This window comes from Streptomyces sp. NPDC101110, from assembly GCF_044759525.1.
Taxonomy (GTDB): domain Bacteria; phylum Actinomycetota; class Actinomycetes; order Streptomycetales; family Streptomycetaceae; genus Streptomyces.
The window spans coordinates 124,825-141,676 of record NZ_JBIVZM010000005.1; the positions used below are offsets into that span (position 1 = coordinate 124,825).

Sequence of the window (16,852 nt, forward strand, 5' to 3'; positions counted from 1 at the left end):
GCGCCGTGGGGCCTTGGGTGCTCTGTTCGGTGCGGGGCGGTTGCGGCCGGTCGCGCCCCGCGGCGGAGCCGCCGATCGGCACGGCCCCGCGCCCGGGGGGCGAAGCCCCCAGGAGCCGGACGACCGGCCCCCGGGGCTTCCCTGCAAGACGCTTGGGCGTCCGTCAGACGTTCACGCCGAAGTCCTGGGCGATGCCGACCAGGCCCGAGGCGTAGCCCTGGCCGACCGCGCGGAACTTCCACTCGGCGCCGTTGCGGTAGAGCTCGCCGAAGACCATGGCCGTCTCCGTCGCCGCGTCCTCCGACAGGTCGTAGCGGGCGATCTCGGCACCGCCCGCCTGGTTGACGATGCGGATGTAGGCGTTGCGGACCTGGCCGAAGTTCTGGCTGCGGGTCTCGGCGTCGTAGATCGAGACCGGGAAGACGATCTTGTCGATGTCGGCCGGGAGGGCGGCGAGGTTGACGTTGATCGCCTCGTCGTCGCCGGCGCCCTCGCCCGTGCGGTTGTCGCCGGTGTGCACGATGGAGTTGTCCGGCGTCTGCTTGTTGTTGAAGAAGACGAAGTGGGCGTCCGAGTAGACCTTGCCCTGCGGGTTGACCGCGATCGCCGAGGCGTCGAGGTCGAAGTCCGTGCCGGTGGTGGTGCGGACGTCCCAGCCGAGGCCCACGGTGACGGCGGTCAGGCCCGGAGCCTCCTTGGTGAGCGAGACGTTGCCACCCTTGGACAGGCTTACAGCCATTGTTGGGAGTCCCTTCCCTCGTTTACATGCGGCGGAGAAGCTGCGGCTTCGAAGCTACAGCTACCCCCATGAACGCGGAGAGGGGTACACAGGGTTCCAGCTCCTTTACTTTCTTTACCCGTGATTATTGGGATGACGTGGACGGGACAGAAGCGGGAACATGGACGGCATGTCCGGTCACCACGTCATCCGCGGCTCCGTCTCCCTGCCCGAGGCCGAGCTCATGTGGCGTTTCTCGCGGTCGTCGGGGCCGGGCGGGCAGCACGTCAACACCAGCGACTCGAAGGTCGAGCTGAGCTTCGACCTGGCGAAGACCGAGGCACTGCCCGCGGTGTGGAAGCAGCGAGCCCTGGAGCGGCTGGCCGGACGGCTGGTCGACGGGGTCGTCACCGTGCGCTCCTCCGAGCACCGCTCCCAGTGGCGCAATCGAGAGGCCGCCGCCGTGCGCCTCGCCGCGCTCCTGGCCGAGGCCACCGCGCCCCCGCCCAAGCCCCGCAAGCCGACCCGGATCCCCCGGGGCATCAACGAGCGCCGGCTGCGGGAGAAGAAGCAGCGCTCGGAAACCAAGCAGGGGCGCTCCGCGCGGAACTGGGGCTAGCAGGCCCCCTTCAGGACAGGTCCAGGACGCCCACGGTCTGGTCACCGCTGGTCTCCCCGTTCGGACGGAATCCGAGCCCCGAATAGAAGCCCTCGGGGCCGGCCGGTCCCGGGTGCCAGGTGACGTACAGCTGCTTCGTGCCGCGGCGGCGCAGTTCCGCGGCGACCGACTCGACGGCGAAACGGCCGTACCCCCGACCCTGCTCCCCGGCGGCGATGTTCAGCCGCCACAGGCCCGAGCGGAACTCGCTGCCGTCCTCGTACCAGTCGATGTCGAGGCAGGCCATCAGGAAGCCGACCGGGCGGTCGCCGTCGACGATCAGGCGGGGCCAGGCCGCGCCGGGATGGACGTACGCCTCGGCGAGCGACTTCACGACCGGGGCGACCAGGTGTTCCTGGTCGGGGCGGACGCGGATGCCGAGGGCGGCGTCGAGATTCGCGGGTGTGATCTCTTCGAGGCGGAGGCCGGGTGCCGACATGCGCGCACCCTAGGTGGGCGGCTCGGCCCCCGGCCAATGGTTTCCGCTGAGCGCCTGGTTTCCGGTGGTTCTCCCGCGGCGCGCTCGCCCCGGGCGAATGGTTTCTGCGGCGCCGGCCCCCGGGCCCCATGGTTTCCGCTGCGCGTCCCGCCGGGACCGCTCAGCCCAACTGCCGGTAACGGCCGCGGAAATACGTCAGGGGGCCGCCCTCCGCGCTCGGCACCCGGGCGGTCAGGACGCGGCCGATCACCAGCGTGTGGTCACCGGCGGGCACGCGCTGCTCGGTACGGCATTCCAGGACGGCCAGGGCGCCGCCGACGAGCGGGGCGTCGGTGTACTCGCCGCGCGTGTACGGGATGTCGGCGAACAGCAGCCGGTCGCTGACGCGCCCCTTCATCGCGAAGCGGCCCGCGATGTGCCGCTGGCTCTCGGACAGGACCGAGACCGCCCACAGCTCCTGCTCCTCGAGCAGCTCGTCCATGCGGGAGCCCTCGCGCAGGCTCACCAGCACCAGGGGCGGGTCCAGGGACACCGACATGAACGCCGTGGCCGTCATGCCCACGTCCTCGCCGCCCGGCGCCGTGGGGTCGTCCGGGGCGAGCGGCGGCTCCTGCGCGGTCACCAGGACCACGCCCGAGGCCAGCCGGGCCATGGCGGCGCGGAACTCGTCGTTGCTCACCCCCTCAGCATGCCCGGAGGCGGGCGACGGAATGATCGGGGACGTGGCAGCGGAAGTGTTCGGCACACCCAGAACGCTAATCTCCGTCCCGCGGGGCCCGCATCGGACTCCCGCCCGATCACGGTCTTAGGACCACCGGCGGACATACGTGGTTTCGGCGGGGGAACCCGGTAGGGGCGGCAGCGTAGGGCAGGGGCACCGGGGAAATACATGTGCGCAATCCGACAAACTTTGCGTTCGGTAGCCGCACGTGAAGAACGCAGAAACTCCACTCAATTGTTCAGCTTTGCCTGTGACTTGAGTCACAAGGGGCAGGAATTGTTGACCCTGTGTACCGAGTGAGCAGCGCGCTGTGATTCAGTGGCGGGGAAGCTGCCAGGGCGATACGCCGACGAGACCCTTGAATCGCTGCGAGTACTCGGGGGGAGGGCGAGCATGGAGACCGAGTCGGAGCCCTACGTCCGTCTTGCGTCCCTGCGACAACTGCACCAGGTCATGGCCGACATGAATACGGCCCGCAGCCTGGCGGACACCTTGCAGACCGTCGCGGAGGGCGTCGTCGCCGCCCTCGGGTACGAGCTGGCGTGCGTGAACCTCGTACGGCCGGACGGCGACCTCGTCGTCGCCGCCTTCGCCGGGAACCCCGCCGCGGAGGCCCTCATCACCGGCCGTGTCGGCTCGCGCGAGTCCTGGGAACGTCGCCTCGGCATGGGCGAGCGCTGGGGCGACCTGGTGTTCATACCGCACACCGAGGGCTGGGTCCTCGACGACGACGACGTACCGCAGTGGTACACCGACGGCCCCGCCCCCCGCTTCGAGGACGAGTGGCACCCCGCCGACCGCCTCTTCGCCCCCATGTACGCGCCGGGCCCGCAGGGCAGCGCGGCGGGCGGTGAACTGATCGGCGTGCTCTCCGTGGACCGGCCGCGCAACGGCCGCCGGCCCGGGGCGTGGGGTCGCGAGGCGCTCCAGATGTACGCCTTCCAGGCCGCCATCGCCATCAGCAACGCCCGGTTGCGCGCCAACATGCAGCGCGCGCTGGTCCGCCTGGAGCGCGAGCAGCAGGCGCTGCGGGCGAGCGAGGAGAGCTTCCGGCAGGCGTTCGAGTACGCGCCCTCCGGCATGGCCATCGCCGAGATGGGCGGCGACCAGCACGGCCGGATCCTGCGCACCAACGACGCGCTGTGCCGGCTGCTGGGCCGCCCCGCCTCCGCGATGCGCCGCTACTCGTTCTCCGACCTGGTCCACCCCGAGGACATAGGCACCCTGCTGCGCACCTCGGCCGAGGGCGGACGCGCGGAGCTGCGCCTCGGCCGCCGGGACGGCACCTATGTGTGGGTCAGTCTGCGCAACAGCGTGGTGGCCGACGCCGCCGACGGCCCGCGCTTCCTCCTCACCCACGTCGAGGACATCGAGGAACGCAAGCGACGCGAGCTCCAGCTCGCCCACCGCGCCTCGCACGACTCGCTCACCGGTCTGCCGAACTCGGCGGAGCTGCGCTCCCGGCTGTCCGCGAGGCTCTGTCAACGCGCGTCGTCCCCGCACACCGCCGTGGAATCCGTCGACGCGGCCTACGGCCACCCGGCCTTCGACCTGGCCGGGCCCGGCTTCGACTTCCGGCAGGGCGCCGAGCCGTTCGACGCCTACGACCACCATGTGCACACCGTCGCCCCGGACGGGGCCCACGACGACGGCACCAAGGGTCTCGCCGTGCTCTTCTGCGACCTCGACGGCTTCAAGTCGATCAACGACCGGTTCGGGCACAACGCGGGTGACGCGGTTCTCATCGAGGTCGCCCGGCGGCTCAGCAACGGCGTGCGCGACGGGGACACGGTCGCCCGGCTCGGAGGTGACGAGTTCGTCATCCTGGCCGACGGGCTCGGCCGGGCCGATGCGCAGGACCTCGCGGTCCGGCTGCGCAACGAGATCATCCAGCCGATCCGCGCCGAGGGGCGGGCCGTGCGGGTCGGTGCCAGCTTCGGCATCGGATGGGCACACTGTGGAATGACGGCGGACGAAGTGTTGAAATCCGCTGACGAGCGGATGTACGTCGAGAAACGATCTCGTCCCAAACAACACAGACGCGCCGGGTGAAGCCCAGGTCAGCGAGTTGATGCGGTCCGAGTCACCCGTTTGGGTCTCCGGGAGCGGGTAGGCTCGCTAACTCACCCGTGTACCGCATGCACCGCACCTGACTGAGGAGACCAAGGGATGACGCCCGGCAACAACGGCGCGAGCACGCCCGAGGACGACGACCCGTTCGGCTATCTCTACGCCGACGGGCAGGCCAACGGAGCCCAGCCGCCGTCCGGGGGCTACGGCTACCCGAACTCGGTCAACCGGGTCAGGGCGGTCGGCACCCGCCAGTACGGCCAGCAGCCGCAGCACGCGCAGACGGCTCCGTACGGTCAGGTCCCGCAGCAGCAGGCTGCGTACAGCCAGCCGAACGCGCACTACGCCGCGCCGGAGACGTTGCCCGGCGGTGCGCAGACCGCACAGCAGCAGATGCCGGCCGGTGGTGGCGGCGGCCGTGGCCGCGGCCCGAACACCAAGGGCCTGCTGATCGGCGCGATCGCTGTGGTCGCCGCGGTCGTCATCGGCATCGGCGTGGCCATGCTGGGCGGCGACAAGGACAAGGACAAGGCGTCCGACGAGGTGGGCACGAGCCCGACCCAGTCCGAGGAGTCCAAGCCGAGCCCTTCGGCGAGCAAGGGCGGCGCGAGCACGGTGGATCTGCCCACGATCGACGCCAAGGCGCTGCGCCTCGGCGGTGCCGCGACCCTCGCCCAGGACGTCAAGGGCGCGCAGTCCGACGGCGGCATCTACGTAGGGAATCTCAACCAGGTCGGCTCGTCCGTCACCTGGACCGTCAACGGTGTTCCCAAGGACGGTGCCTACACGGTCTTCGCCCGCTACAGCACGGCGGACGAGGACCAGGAGATGACGCTCACGGTCAACGGCAAGCCGTTCGGCAACAAGCTCAACCTGGGCAACTTCACCCACGCCAAGGACGGCGACTTCGCCAAGGGCTGGACCAAGACCTACGCCTGGCCGACCCTCAACAAGGGCACCAACACCATCTCGCTGTCCTGCGAAGACGGCGACAAGTGCAACGTCCTCCTGGACCAGCTGTGGCTGAAGGCGGGCCAGGTCAAGGACTGACCCGGCTAGGCCGCGCTGACCTCGCCCGAGACCGTTACCCGTGCGAGGAGTTCCTCGTACAGCCCATGGTCGAACTCCCCGGCCGTCGGTGCGTTCACCGTCGCCGCGGCGAGGGCCGTCGCCCGGGTGAGGCGGGTGGGCCACGGGTGGTGTTCCACCAGGGCGGAGAGCAGGCCCGCTACCGCTGAGTCGCCTGCGCCTGTGGGGTTGCCCCGGAACGAGGTCGGTGGGGTGGCCTGCCACAGTCCCTCCCGGGTGACTGCCAGGAGGCCTGCGGGGCCCAGGGATGCGACCACCGCGGCTGCGCCGCGGCGGCGGGCGTCCTGGGTGGCGCGCAGCGGCTCGTGGGAGCCGGTCAGTTCCGCCAGTTCGCCGGCGTTGGGCTTGATGATGTCCGGGCGGGCCGCGACGCCCCGGCGCAGGGGCTCGCCGCTCGTGTCCAGCAGGACCGGGACCGAGAAGGAACGGGCGGTGCGTATCAGGCCCGCGTACGCGCCCACCGGGACACCCGGCGGCAGGCTGCCGCACAGGGCCACCGCTGACGCGGAGGGCAGCAGGTCCTCGTAGGCCTCCTGGAAGGCCGACCACTCGGCGGGCAGGACCGTCGGACCCGGTTCGTTCAGCTGGGTGGTGTCGCCGGTGCGCTCGTCGACCACGGCGATGGTGCGCCGGGTCGTCCCGGCGATCGGCAGCAGCGCGTCCACCACTCCCGGCACCGCCGCGAGCCTCTCCTGCACGACCCGGCCCGTCACTCCGCCCGTGAATCCCGTCACCGTCACCCCGTGCCCGAGCGCCGCCAGCACCCGGGCCACGTTGACGCCCTTGCCGCCGGGGCGTTCCGTCACCTCGGAGACGCGGTGGGAGGCGTGCGGCCGGAGGGACCGTACGCGGTAGGTGATGTCGAGAGCGGTGTTCAGCGTGACCGTGAGGATCACCGGGCCGACCTCCCCCGATGTGCGTGCCGACATGAACGTGCAGGTAGCCCGATCATGCCAAAGAGACGGCGGTCGGCCCAGTCCTGGAGCCGGCCACCGTCTCCCGACTGCGGGACGGATCAGCCCAGTTGGGGACCGACCACCCATTCGCCCCGGCGCATCACGCCCTTCAACTCGTATGCGGAGTCCAGGATCAGCAGGTCGGCGTATTTTCCGGGCTCCAGTGAGCCGATCGTGTCGGCCATGCCGAGGAGTCGGGCCGGGGTGGCGGACAGGGCCGTCACCGCGTCCTCGACGGACAGGCCGTCGAGGGTGACCGCCCGTTTGAAGGCGCGGTCCAGGGTGAGGGTCGAGCCGGCGATGGTGCCGTCCTCCACCAGACGGGCCACGCCGTCCGCGACCTCCACCTCCAGCGGGCCCAGCCAGTAGCGTCCGTCGCCGAAACCGGCCGCGTCCATCGCGTCCGTGATGAACGCGACCCGGTCCGCGCCCGCGTGGTGGAACGCCAGTCGCAGCGCGGCGGGGTGCAGGTGCGTGCCGTCGTTGATCAGCTCGACCGTGATCCGGTCGTCCTCCAGCAGCGCGGTGATCGGGCCGGGGGAGCGGTGGCCGAGCGGCGGCATCGCGTTGAAGAGGTGGGTGGCGACGGTGGCGCCCGCGTCGATGGCCTCCACGGTCTGCTCGTACGTGGCGTCCGTGTGGCCGATCGCCGCGATCACGCCGTGGTCGGCCAGGAGGCGTACGGAGTCCAGGCCGCCGGGCAGTTCCGTGGCCAGCGTGAGCATCTTCGCCCGGCCCCGGGCCGCGTCGATCAGCTTGCGGACCTCCGCGGGGTGGGGGTCGCGCAGGAGGGCCTCGGAGTGGGCGCCCTTGCGGCAGGGGGAGATGAACGGGCCCTCGAAGTGGACGCCGGCGATCTCGCCCTGCTCGGCGAGTTCGCTGAGCAGGCCCGCGCGGTGGGTGAGGTAGTCCATGTCGCCGGTGACCGTGGAGGCGACCAGGGTGGTCGTGCCGTGCAGGCGGTGGGTGTGGATGCCCTTGAGGATGTCGTCGACCGTGCCGGAGGTGAAGGAGGCTCCGCCGCCGCCGTGGTTGTGCAGGTCGACGAAGCCGGGGATGACGTAGTGGCCGGTGGCGTCGATGACCTGGGCGTTTTCGGGGGCGGTGGCGGTGATGCGGGTGCCGTCGACGCTCACCTGGCCGTTTTCGACGGGTCCTGTGGGGAGCACCACCGTCGCGCCGGTCAGGACCGTGGGGTGTCCGGCCGTTGCGGGGCGCGGGTGCGTGGGGGCTTGTCGCGCAGTTCCCCGCGCCCCTGGGTCGGCTGCCATCAGGGCGTTACCTCCATGCGGTCGGTCGATGCCAGAAGATCCCAGGCCAGTAGGCCCGCGCCGAGACAACCTGCGCTGTCGCCCAGGGCGGCCGGGACCAGTGACGGCTGCTTCTGGAAGGTGATGCGCGTGCGGATCGCTTCCCGCAACGGCGTGAACAGAGTGTCCCCCGCCTCCGCCAGGCCCCCGCCGATGATCAGAATGCGAGGATCCAGCAACGTCAGGGCCGTGACCAGGCCGTCGGCCAGAGCGTCGATCGCCTGTTGCCAGACCGCCCGGGCCTTCGGATCGCCGGAGTCCACCGCCTTCGCGCAGTCCGCCGCGTCCGCGCCCGGGTCGCCCGCGGCCATGGCCCACGCCTCGCTCACGGCCGCCGCCGAGGCGAAGCGCTCCAGGCAGCCGCGCTGCCCGCACGGGCAGGGGGCCCCGCCGGGGCGTACGACGATGTGGCCGATCTCGCCCGCGAAGCCGTGCGCGCCCGCCTCGACCCGGCCGTCCACGCCGATGGCGCCCGCGATGCCGGTGCCCAGCGCCACGAACAGGAACCGGTCCGCGCCCCGGCCCGCGCCGACCCGGCCCTCGGCGAGGCCGCCGGTGCGCACGTCGTGCCCGAGGGCGACCGGGATGCCCAGCCGCTGCGCCAGCAGCTCGCGCAGGGGGACGTCCCGCCAGCCGAGGTTGGCCGCGTAGACGGCGACGCCCTCCGCCTCGTCGACGATGCCCGGGACGGCCACGCCGGCGGCGGACGCGGGCGTGCCGAACTGCTCGGTGCCGTGGGCGTGCAGCTCGGCGGCGAAGTCGAGGATGCCCGCGACCACGGCGTCCGGGCCCTGGGCGCGTCCGGTGGCCCGGCGGGCCCGGTGCAGCACCTCGCCCCCCGGGCCCGCAAGGGCGGCCTTCATCCCGGTGCCGCCCACATCGAGGGCGATGACATGTCTCACGGGGACAGTGTGACCCGGGGACCCGCAAGAGGTCTAGTCCACTCACGTGGTGTAGACCTTGTTCCGGATATCGAAATGTTTCGGCGGCGGTGACGCCGGGGTTGGGGAAGAACAGCGGTGCAGCGGCGGCGGATGGCAGGAACGATCGCGGTGGTGTCCGCACTGGGCATGACGGCGGTCCTCGGCGGCTGCGGGCTCACGGGCGGCTCGGCCGACGTGACCCTGAAACTGGTCGCCGCCGACTACGGCGACAGCGCGGCCAACAGCTCCAAGAAGTACTGGGACAAGCTCGCCGAGGAGTACGAGGCCGACCACCCCGACGTCGAGATCGACGTCAGCGTCTACTCCTGGAACGACGTCGACCGCAAGGTCCGTGAGATGGTCGCCGCCGGTGACCCGCCGGACATGGCGCAGATCGGCGCCTACGCCGACTACGCGGCCGCGAACCAGCTCTACAAGGCCGACGACCTGCTCTCCATACCCGTGCAGGCCGACTTCGTGGGTCAGCTGGCCTCGGCGGGCCAGGTGAAGGGCGTGCAGTACGGCATGCCGTTCGCTGCCTCCACCCGCGTGCTCTTCTACAACAAGAGCCTCTTCGCCAAGGCCGGCATCACCCCGCCCGAGTCCTGGGACGACCTGGCCGAGGACGCCGAGGCGCTCAAGGCGAAGGGTGTGAAGTACCCGTACGCGCTGCCCCTCGGCCCGGAGGAGGCGCAGGCCGAGACCATGCAGTGGATGCTCAGCGGCGGGGGCGGCTACACCGACGGCGTCGACAGCTACGGCATCGACTCCCCGGAGAACATCGACACCTTCTCCTGGCTGAAGAACGACCTGGTCGGCAAGGACCTGACCGGTCCGGTCGCGCCGGGTCGGCTCAACCGGGCCGCGGCGTTCGCGGCCTTCGCCAAGGGCGAGGTGGGCATGCTCAACGGCCACCCCTCACTGATGAAGATCGCCGCGAAGCAGGGCGTCAAGTACGGGATGGTGCCCACGCCGGGTCACGAGGGCCCGAGCCGGTCCACGCTGGGCGTCTCCGACTGGATGACCGCGTTCCGCAAGAACGGCCACCGCGACCAGGTGGGGGACTTCCTCGACTTCGTCTACAGCGAGAAGAACGTGCTGGCCTTCTCGCGCGAGTACGACCTGCTGCCGGTCACCACGTCCGCGTCCGGCACGATGGCCGCCTCCGAGGAGGACCGGCACCTCAAGCCGTTCCTGGAGGAGCTGCTGGCCTCCGAGCTCTACCCGGTCGGCAAGACCTCCTGGGCCGACGTCAGTGCCCAGGTGAAGCAGCAGATCGGCAAGGCCGTCGCGCCCGGCGGCAGCCCCTCGGGCGTCCTGGGCCACCTCCAGGCCGAGGCGACCCGGGCGGAGAGCGCGGAGTAGCTCCGCTGTCGGTGGCAGGCGTTACCGTGCCGGGCATGGACGAGGACACGGGTGGGCAGGGGCTCGGGCGCAGGGAGCGGGACATCCTCGCGCTCGAACGCCGGGGCTTCGCCGGGCCGGGTGCGAAGGAGCGGGCGATACGTGAGGAGCTGGGGCTCGCGCCTGTGCGGTACTACCAGCTGCTCAACGCGTTGCTGGATGACGCGCGGGCGCTGGCGCACGACCCGGTGACCGTGAATCGGCTTCGGCGGGTTCGGGAGCGGCGTCGGTCGGAGCGTTGAGGGCCATGGGGCTTTCGGCCGTCGTGCGGGTGCTGGTGCGTGGGGGGTGTTCGGGCAGTTCCCCGCGCCCCCGGAGGCACCTGCCCCTCAGCCGATGTGGTCCGCCAGGGCCCTCAGCAGCTTCACGACTCCCTCCGGGCCGTCCACCACCACGTCCGCTCGCTCGCTGAGCTCGGTCACCTCGTCGCTGCCGCTGCACACCAGCAGGCCCGGGGTGCCGGTGGTGCGGAGGGTGTCCACGGCGGAGTAGGCGGGCAGGTCGCCCAGGTCGTCGCCGCCGTAGAGGACCGACGCGGCGCCGATCTCCCGGGCGTGGTCGCTCAGGGCGACGCCCTTGTCCATGCCGGGCGGGCGCAGTTCGAGGACCATGCGGCCGGGCTCGACGATCAGGCCGTGCCGGGTCGCCAGGGCGGTGAGCGGCTCCCGCAGCGCCTCGAAGGCGGCCTGCGGATCGGCGGCCCGGCGGGTGTGCACGGCCACCGCCCGGCCCTTGTCCTCGACCCAGGTCCCGCTCCCTTCGAGCAGCCCGGGCAGTTCGGCGCGGACGGCGCCGACGCCCGGGTGCGGCTCGGGCGCGGTGACCTTGCCGCTGCGGGCGTCCCACCGCTCGGCACCGTAGTGCCCGAGGACGACGAGGTGCTCCAGACCCGGCACGTCCGCGAAGCCGCCGTTGCGCACGGCGACCTCGGCGGGCCGGCCGGTGATCACCGCGATGGCGGCGACCTTCGGGGCGAGCGCCACCAGCGCGCCCAGCGCCTCCGGATGGGCCCGGGCCAGCTCGGGATCGGCCACGATCGGCGCGAGCGTCCCGTCGAAGTCCAGGGCGATCAGCGCCTTGCCGGGGTCGGCGAGCAGGGCGGCGAGGCCGTCCTGCCCGGCCTGCGTGACGGGTGTGGGCAACGCGTTGGCACTCATCGCCGCTCAGCCCCTCAAGGCGTCGAGCTGGTCCAGGAACCACTGCGCCGGTGGCAGGGCCGTCGCAGCCGCGGCCAGGCGCTTGCTGCGTTCGGCGCGTTCCTCCGGGCGCATCGACAGCGCCTCGTGCAGGGCGGCCGCCGTGCCCGTCACGTCGTAGGGGTTCACGGTGATCGCGTCCTCGCCCAGCTCCTCGTGCGCCCCGGCCTCCCGGGACAGCACCAGTGCGCAGCCCGCGTCGGAGACGACCGGGACCTCCTTGGCGACCAGGTTCATGCCGTCGCGGATGGGGTTGACCAGGGCCACGTCGGCCAGCCGGTAGGCGGCCAGGGAGCGGGCGAAGTCGTCCTTGACGTGCAGCACGACCGGCTTCCAGCCCGGCGTGCCGTACTCGGCGTTGATCTCGTCCGCGAGCCGCCGCACCTCGGCCGTGTAGTCCCGGTACACCGCGAGGTCCTGCCGGGAGGGGTAGGCGAAGGCGACGTGCACCACCTGCTCGCGCCACTCGGCATGGGTCTCCAGGAGGCGGCGGTAGGCCAGCAGGCCGCGCACGATGTTCTTGGACAGCTCGGTGCGGTCCACCCGGACGATGGTGCGGCGGCCCTCGCCGATCTCCTGCCGCAGCGCGGTGATCCGCTCCTCGACGTCCGGCTCGTGGGCCCGCTTGCGCAGGAAGTCCGCGTCGGCGCCGAGGCCGTGCACTCCGACCCGGGTGCCGCCCGGCCCGCCCGCGAACCGCTCGGCGCACGCGGTGAACGCCTCCGCCCAGCGCTCGGTGAGGAAGCCGAGGCGGTCCGCGCCGAGCATGCCGCGCAGCACCTGCCCGGCCACGTCGTCCGGCAGCATCCGGAAGTACTCGGGCGGCGCCCACGGCGTGTGCGAGAAGTGCCCGATGCGCAGGTCGGGGCGCAGCTCGCGGAGCATGCCCGGCACCAGCGTCAGGTGATAGTCCTGCACCACGACCGCCGCGCCCCGCGCCGCCTCCTCGGCCAGCGCTTCGGCGAACGCCCGGTTGTACGCCTCGTAGGACGCCCACTGCCGCCGGAACTCGGCGTCGAAGACGGGCTCCAGGGGCGTCTGGTAGAGCATGTGGTGCACGAACCACAGGACCGAGTTGGCGATGCCGTTGTACGCGTCGGCGTGCACGTCGGGCGGGATGTCCAGCATCCGCACGCCGTCCTCGCCGACGCCGCGCCGCACCGCCTCCCGGTCGCCGTCGGAGAGCGCCGAGCAGACCCACAGGGCGTCCGCGTCGGAGCCGATCGCGGAGAGCCCGGAGACCAGTCCGCCGCCGCCCCGTTTGGCCTCCAGCGAACCGTCCTCGCCCACCGTGTAGGAGACCGGGCCACGGTTGGAGGCCACCAGCACCTGTGCAGCACCGTACGTCGAAGCCATAAGCCTCAACCTAGCCCGGCCCCGAAACGCTCAAACGTGTGGATCCGCCGGGCCCGGCCGAAAACGGTCCCGGTCAGGCAGCCTTCCGCGCCTGGTACTCGGCGATCTCCACCATGGGCGGACGCTCCTCGGTGTCCACGGAGTACGTCCGCGGCTCGAAGCCGTCCGTGCCCCGCTCGAACTGGGTCAGGGACGGCCGGATCAGGTGCCCGCGGGCCAGCCGCAGCTGGGCCGTGCGGTAGATCGCGGCGGCCATCCGGCCCAGCGCCTGCCCGTCCTGGTGCCGGTGCTTGCGCACTCCCACGTCCACCTGGGCGAGGGCGTCGAGACCCACCAGGTGCAGAGCGTCGACCAGCATGCCCAGCTCCACGCCGTACCCGACCGGGAACGGCAGCTGTTCCAGCAGGGAGCGGCGGGCCGCGTACTCGCCGCCGAGCGGCTGCACGAAGCCGGCCAGCTGCGGCCAGTGCATGTTGAGCAGCGGGCGGGCCATCAGCTCGGTGACCCGGCCGCCCTGCCCGGAGGTCCTGCCGGAGGCGGGCGCGTCGAACTCAGCGGTCAGCGGGCGGTCGTACATGGCCTTCACGAGGTCCACGTCCGGGTCCGTGAGCAGCGGGCCCACGATCCCCGAGACGAAGTCGGACGAGAAGTCCCTGAGGTCCGCGTCGACGAAGCAGACGATGTCTCCGCGGGTGACGAGCAGTGAGCGCCACAGCACCTCGCCCTTGCCGGGCACGGCGGGCAGGCGCGGGAGTATCGCGTCCCGGTGCACGACCCGCGCGCCCGCGGCGGCGGCGACCTCCGACGTGCGGTCGGTCGACCCCGAGTCGACGACGACCAGCTCGTCGACGAGCGGGACCTGCCGCATCAGGTCGTGGCGGATGACGGAGGCGATGTCGCCGACCGTCGCCTCCTCGTTCAGCGCGGGCAGCACCACACTGACCGTCTGGCCCGTGCGCTGCTTCGCTGCGAGGATCTGGTGGAGCGGGCGATCGTTCGCGGACCAGGAACGGGTGCTCAGCCAGCGCTCGACTTCTTCCAGCACCGTGGCGGCTCCTTAGCGTGCTCCGGGCGGGACGGAGTGATCCATCTCGCGGTTCGGACGACTATCTCAACTGTCCTGGTCGTCGGTTACAGTCTTGAACAACGCGGATGACCATCGCATGTCCGGGGTCACCCGCTCTTTACAACCGCATACAGCTCATCCAGAGGGGCAGAGGGAAACGGCCCGATGAAGCCCCGGCAACCCTCCAGTCGGTACTCGTAGGTCACTGTCGACCACCAGCGCGAGGCTCCCGGCTCGGGAAGGTGCCAAATCCGTCTCACGGCGAGATGCGTCGTGAGGAAGATGAGGAGAAAGGGCCTCGCCTCACATGGCTGCGCAGACTGTTGCAAGCACCACTGAATCCACCGTAGACCTCGGCCCCGCCGCAGCGCTCAGCTGCCGCGAGTGCGGCCACCGTGTTCCCCTCGGCCCGGTCTTCGCGTGCGAGGAGTGTTTCGGCCCGCTGGAGATCGCGTACGACTTCTCGGCCTACGACACCGAGGAGCTCCGCAAGCGCATCGAAGCGGGCCCCGCGAACATCTGGCGCTACGCCCCGCTGCTGCCGGTCCCGGCCGACGTGGCGGACAAGCCGAACATCAATCCGGGCTGGACCAAGCTCGTAAAGGCCGACAACCTCGCGCGTGAGCTGGGCGTCGACGCCGGCAAGCTGTTCGTGAAGGACGACTCCGGCAACCCGACGCACTCCTTCAAGGACCGGGTCGTCGCCCAGGCCCTGGAGGCTGCCCGCGCCTTCGGCTTCACCACGCTCTCCTGCTCCTCCACCGGCAACCTCGCCGGTGCGGTGGGCGCCGCCGCGGCCCGCGCCGGCTTCCGTTCCTGCGTGTTCATCCCGCACGACCTGGAGCAGGGCAAGGTCGTCATGGCCGCGGTCTACGGCGGCGAGCTCGTCGGCATCGAGGGCAACTACGACGACGTGAACCGCTTCTGCTCCGAGTTGATCGGCGACCCGGCCGGCGAGGGCTGGGGCTTCGTCAACGTCAACCTCCGGCCGTACTACGCGGAGGGCTCCAAGACCCTCGCGTACGAGATCTGCGAGCAGCTCGGCTGGCAGCTGCCGGACCAGCTGGTGGTGCCGATCGCCTCCGGCTCGCAGCTGACGAAGATCGACAAGGGGCTTCAGGAGCTGATCAAGCTCGGTCTGGTCGAGGACAAGCCGTACAAGATCTTCGGCGCGCAGGCGCTCGGCTGCTCGCCCGTGTCGACGGCGTTCAAGGCCGGGCACGACGTGGTGCGTCCGCAGAAGCCGGACACGATCGCCAAGTCCCTGGCGATCGGCAACCCGGCGGACGGGCCGTACGTGCTGGACATCGCGCGGCGGACCGGGGGTGCGGTGGAGGACGTGACGGACGAGCAGGTCGTCGACGCGATCAAGCTGCTCGCGCGGACCGAGGGCGTGTTCGCGGAGACCGCCGGTGGGGTGACGGTGGGGGTGACGAAGAAGCTGCTGGAGAACGGGCTGCTCGACCCGTCGAAGTCGATCGTCGTGCTGAACACGGGGGATGGGCTGAAGACGCTGGATGCGGTGGCGGGGACGGGGCTTACGGCGACCATTCGCCCCAGCCTCGAGTCGTTCCGTGAGGCCGGACTCGTCTGAGCATCGTTGGTTCGGTGCGGGCCATGGGGGCTGGTCGCGCCCACGCGGCGGAGCCGCATGTCGAACACAGCCCCGCGCCCCTAGGTATCTCGCCCAACCGGAGGTTTTGAAGTCATGAGCGTCACCGTTCGTATCCCTACCATCCTGCGCACGTACACCGGCGGTCAGGCTGAGGTGTCCGCCGATGGCGGGACCCTCGGCGAGGTCATCGCCGATCTGGAGAAGAACCACACCGGGATCGCCGCCCGTGTGCTCGACGACCAGGGCAAGCTGCGCCGGTTCGTCAACGTGTACGTCAACGACGACGACGTGCGCTTCGAGCAGGGTCTGGAGACGGCGACGCCGGACGGGGCCGGGGTGTCGATCATTCCCGCCGTCGCGGGCGGCTGAACCAGGGAACCGGCTTGATTGTTACCTTCGGTAACGACGGTCACTGAGAGTTTATCGAATTGCCCCCTCCGTGAGAGAAGCGGAGGGGGCAATTCTGCGTGGTTGAGCGGGGTACAGTTGGGGAACGCGATCCCGATCCACTGATCGGAACCCTGAATTCCCGCTTCGAGCCCGACAAGATGTAGCCAAAGTGTGCATGTCTTTTGGGGCTTTTGTTACCTTTGCGTGGCCCGACTTGCCCTGGATTCGGGCGAATTCTCCCCACATTCCGGACCCTGTGCGTCCAGAATTCTCGTCCGATTGACCTGTTGCAGACGGCAGTTGGACAGATACATTCAGCCGCGGTCGACGCGTTCCGGCGCACGCCCCCAACCGTGGGGGGTGAGGTCTGACCCGGGTCCGCGAAGTGTGGATCTGTGCAAGGGCCAGTAATAGGGGAGTTAGGCATGGCTCAGGGCACCGTCAAGTGGTTCAACGCGGAGAAGGGGTACGGCTTCATCGCGGTCGACGGTGGTGCGGATGTTTTCGTCCACTACAGCGCGATCCAGATGGACGGCTACCGCACCCTTGAAGAGGGTCAGCGGGTCGAGTTCGAGATCTCGCAGGGTCAGAAGGGACCGCAGGCCGACATGGTTCGCGTCTCTGCCTGAACGCGCACCACGACCAAGGCGTCAGCAACCGGTCTTCTCAGAAGGGCCCGTACCCCCCGGGGTGCGGGCCCTTCGGCCTGTTCGAAGAGGATGCGGGGCGGTGTTCGCGGGTGGCTGACGCCCCCGCCCGGTCTCCGGGAGGCGCTTGCACTCGCAGGGGTCGAGTGCTAATCATTGCGTTAGCACTCTGAAGGTGAGAGTGACAACGTAAGGACCGGGTCGGTGAGGCCCGCAGGCCACGTGGGGGAAGGAACCCACGAGGCGAGCGAGCCGTCCGTCGCGGGCGCGGGCGCGGTCCGAAGTAATCACCCC

The 16,852-nt window shown here is 70.8% G+C and carries 17 protein-coding genes and 1 riboswitch; of the genes, 8 read left to right on the plus strand and 9 right to left on the minus strand.

The genetic code is table 11. The annotated features are described in order from the left end of the window. Positions 1-163: 163 nt before the first annotated feature. On the minus strand, positions 164-739 hold the full coding sequence (locus tag ACIQU3_RS13075) for a TerD family protein (RefSeq protein WP_366710830.1): 576 nt from the start codon (positions 737-739) through the stop codon (positions 164-166). 160 nt (positions 740-899) lie between these two features. Here ACIQU3_RS13075 and arfB point away from each other — a divergent pair, with 160 nt between their 5' ends. Then, entirely contained in the window at positions 900-1,337 is a 438-nt protein-coding gene (gene arfB / locus ACIQU3_RS13080; protein ID WP_344466315.1) for an alternative ribosome rescue aminoacyl-tRNA hydrolase ArfB, read from the plus strand. A gap of 10 nt (positions 1,338-1,347) precedes the next feature. Here arfB and ACIQU3_RS13085 read toward each other — a convergent pair whose 3' ends face one another. Both ACIQU3_RS13085 and ACIQU3_RS13090 read right to left on the minus strand, forming a co-directional pair. Beyond that, positions 1,348-1,815 (minus strand): GNAT family N-acetyltransferase, encoded by a 468-nt coding sequence (locus tag ACIQU3_RS13085; RefSeq protein ID WP_403740007.1) that lies wholly within the window; start codon positions 1,813-1,815, stop codon positions 1,348-1,350. 160 nt (positions 1,816-1,975) lie between these two features. Beyond that, positions 1,976-2,560 carry a flavin reductase family protein gene (locus tag ACIQU3_RS13090; protein WP_403924853.1) on the minus strand — a complete coding sequence of 195 codons (585 nt, stop codon included), beginning with the start codon at positions 2,558-2,560 and terminating at the stop codon, positions 1,976-1,978. A 369-nt stretch (positions 2,561-2,929) separates the two neighbouring features. Between ACIQU3_RS13090 and cdgB the strand changes: the two genes are divergently transcribed. Then, on the plus strand, positions 2,930-4,588 hold the full coding sequence (cdgB, locus tag ACIQU3_RS13095) for a diguanylate cyclase CdgB (RefSeq protein WP_403740017.1): 1,659 nt from the start codon (positions 2,930-2,932) through the stop codon (positions 4,586-4,588). A 117-nt stretch (positions 4,589-4,705) separates the two neighbouring features. Next, a complete protein-coding gene (locus ACIQU3_RS13100) occupies positions 4,706-5,656 on the plus strand; it encodes a carbohydrate-binding protein (protein WP_403924856.1) in 951 nt (316 codons plus the stop codon). Positions 5,657-5,661: 5 nt separating this feature from the next. On the opposite strand, the gene ACIQU3_RS13105 is transcribed toward ACIQU3_RS13100, so the two are convergent. From ACIQU3_RS13105 to ACIQU3_RS13115, 3 genes are all read right to left on the minus strand, one after another. After that, on the minus strand, positions 5,662-6,591 hold the full coding sequence (locus tag ACIQU3_RS13105) for a 1-phosphofructokinase family hexose kinase (RefSeq protein ID WP_403925323.1): 930 nt from the start codon (positions 6,589-6,591) through the stop codon (positions 5,662-5,664). Positions 6,592-6,710: 119 nt separating this feature from the next. Continuing rightward, positions 6,711-7,922: an N-acetylglucosamine-6-phosphate deacetylase gene (gene nagA / locus ACIQU3_RS13110; RefSeq protein ID WP_403924858.1), complete on the minus strand. Its 1,212-nt coding sequence runs from the start codon at positions 7,920-7,922 to the stop codon at positions 6,711-6,713. After that, the gene (locus tag ACIQU3_RS13115; protein WP_403740030.1) at positions 7,922-8,863 is read right to left on the minus strand and encodes an ROK family protein; all 942 of its coding nucleotides are present in this window, start codon (positions 8,861-8,863) and stop codon (positions 7,922-7,924) included. Before ACIQU3_RS13115 ends, nagA begins: the two co-directional genes overlap by 1 nt. Before the next feature lie 132 nt (positions 8,864-8,995). Here ACIQU3_RS13115 and ACIQU3_RS13120 point away from each other — a divergent pair, with 132 nt between their 5' ends. Both ACIQU3_RS13120 and ACIQU3_RS13125 read left to right on the plus strand, forming a co-directional pair. Continuing rightward, positions 8,996-10,249 carry an ABC transporter substrate-binding protein gene (locus tag ACIQU3_RS13120; RefSeq protein ID WP_403740033.1) on the plus strand — a complete coding sequence of 418 codons (1,254 nt, stop codon included), beginning with the start codon at positions 8,996-8,998 and terminating at the stop codon, positions 10,247-10,249. A gap of 35 nt (positions 10,250-10,284) precedes the next feature. Beyond that, a complete protein-coding gene (locus ACIQU3_RS13125; protein ID WP_403740036.1) occupies positions 10,285-10,530 on the plus strand; it encodes a DUF3263 domain-containing protein in 246 nt (81 codons plus the stop codon). Between the two features lie 87 nt (positions 10,531-10,617). Here the strand turns inward: ACIQU3_RS13125 and otsB are convergent, their stop codons facing one another. The 3 genes from otsB to ACIQU3_RS13140 all read right to left on the minus strand — a co-directional run bounded on the left by otsB (position 10,618) and on the right by ACIQU3_RS13140 (position 13,885). After that, positions 10,618-11,445, minus strand: coding sequence for a trehalose-phosphatase (gene otsB, locus ACIQU3_RS13130; protein ID WP_403740039.1), 828 nt, complete (start codon positions 11,443-11,445; stop codon positions 10,618-10,620). A 6-nt stretch (positions 11,446-11,451) separates the two neighbouring features. After that, the gene (locus ACIQU3_RS13135) at positions 11,452-12,840 is read right to left on the minus strand and encodes a trehalose-6-phosphate synthase (RefSeq protein ID WP_403740042.1); all 1,389 of its coding nucleotides are present in this window, start codon (positions 12,838-12,840) and stop codon (positions 11,452-11,454) included. Between the two features lie 73 nt (positions 12,841-12,913). After that, positions 12,914-13,885, minus strand: a complete 972-nt coding sequence (locus ACIQU3_RS13140) for a glucosyl-3-phosphoglycerate synthase (RefSeq protein WP_403924861.1) — start codon at positions 13,883-13,885, stop codon at positions 12,914-12,916. Between the two features lie 153 nt (positions 13,886-14,038). Next, positions 14,039-14,195: riboswitch (SAM riboswitch) on the plus strand. Between the two features lie 18 nt (positions 14,196-14,213). On the opposite strand from ACIQU3_RS13140, the gene thrC reads away from it, so the two are divergent. From thrC to ACIQU3_RS13155, 3 genes are all read left to right on the plus strand, one after another. Then, complete coding sequence (gene thrC, locus ACIQU3_RS13145; RefSeq protein ID WP_403740050.1) at positions 14,214-15,500, plus strand: threonine synthase; 1,287 nt, start codon at positions 14,214-14,216, stop codon at positions 15,498-15,500. Between the two features lie 114 nt (positions 15,501-15,614). Further along, positions 15,615-15,890 carry a MoaD/ThiS family protein gene (locus ACIQU3_RS13150; RefSeq protein ID WP_031135858.1) on the plus strand — a complete coding sequence of 92 codons (276 nt, stop codon included), beginning with the start codon at positions 15,615-15,617 and terminating at the stop codon, positions 15,888-15,890. 446 nt (positions 15,891-16,336) lie between these two features. After that, positions 16,337-16,540, plus strand: a complete 204-nt coding sequence (locus ACIQU3_RS13155; protein ID WP_010035953.1) for a cold-shock protein — start codon at positions 16,337-16,339, stop codon at positions 16,538-16,540. Positions 16,541-16,852: the final 312 nt, after the last annotated feature.

Coding starts and splice junctions, on each gene's coding strand:
- otsB (WP_403740039.1), bottom strand. CDS start 11,445: ATGAGTGCCAACGCGTTGCCCACACCCGTCACGCAGGCCGGGCAGGAC.
- ACIQU3_RS13120 (WP_403740033.1), top strand. CDS start 8,996: ATGGCAGGAACGATCGCGGTGGTGTCCGCACTGGGCATGACGGCGGTC.
- ACIQU3_RS13135 (WP_403740042.1), bottom strand. CDS start 12,840: ATGGCTTCGACGTACGGTGCTGCACAGGTGCTGGTGGCCTCCAACCGT.
- ACIQU3_RS13075 (WP_366710830.1), bottom strand. CDS start 739: ATGGCTGTAAGCCTGTCCAAGGGTGGCAACGTCTCGCTCACCAAGGAG.
- nagA (WP_403924858.1), bottom strand. CDS start 7,922: ATGGCAGCCGACCCAGGGGCGCGGGGAACTGCGCGACAAGCCCCCACG.
- thrC (WP_403740050.1), top strand. CDS start 14,214: ATGGCTGCGCAGACTGTTGCAAGCACCACTGAATCCACCGTAGACCTC.
- arfB (WP_344466315.1), top strand. CDS start 900: ATGGACGGCATGTCCGGTCACCACGTCATCCGCGGCTCCGTCTCCCTG.
- ACIQU3_RS13085 (WP_403740007.1), bottom strand. CDS start 1,815: ATGTCGGCACCCGGCCTCCGCCTCGAAGAGATCACACCCGCGAATCTC.
- ACIQU3_RS13125 (WP_403740036.1), top strand. CDS start 10,285: ATGGACGAGGACACGGGTGGGCAGGGGCTCGGGCGCAGGGAGCGGGAC.
- ACIQU3_RS13155 (WP_010035953.1), top strand. CDS start 16,337: ATGGCTCAGGGCACCGTCAAGTGGTTCAACGCGGAGAAGGGGTACGGC.
- ACIQU3_RS13100 (WP_403924856.1), top strand. CDS start 4,706: ATGACGCCCGGCAACAACGGCGCGAGCACGCCCGAGGACGACGACCCG.
- cdgB (WP_403740017.1), top strand. CDS start 2,930: ATGGAGACCGAGTCGGAGCCCTACGTCCGTCTTGCGTCCCTGCGACAA.
- ACIQU3_RS13150 (WP_031135858.1), top strand. CDS start 15,615: ATGAGCGTCACCGTTCGTATCCCTACCATCCTGCGCACGTACACCGGC.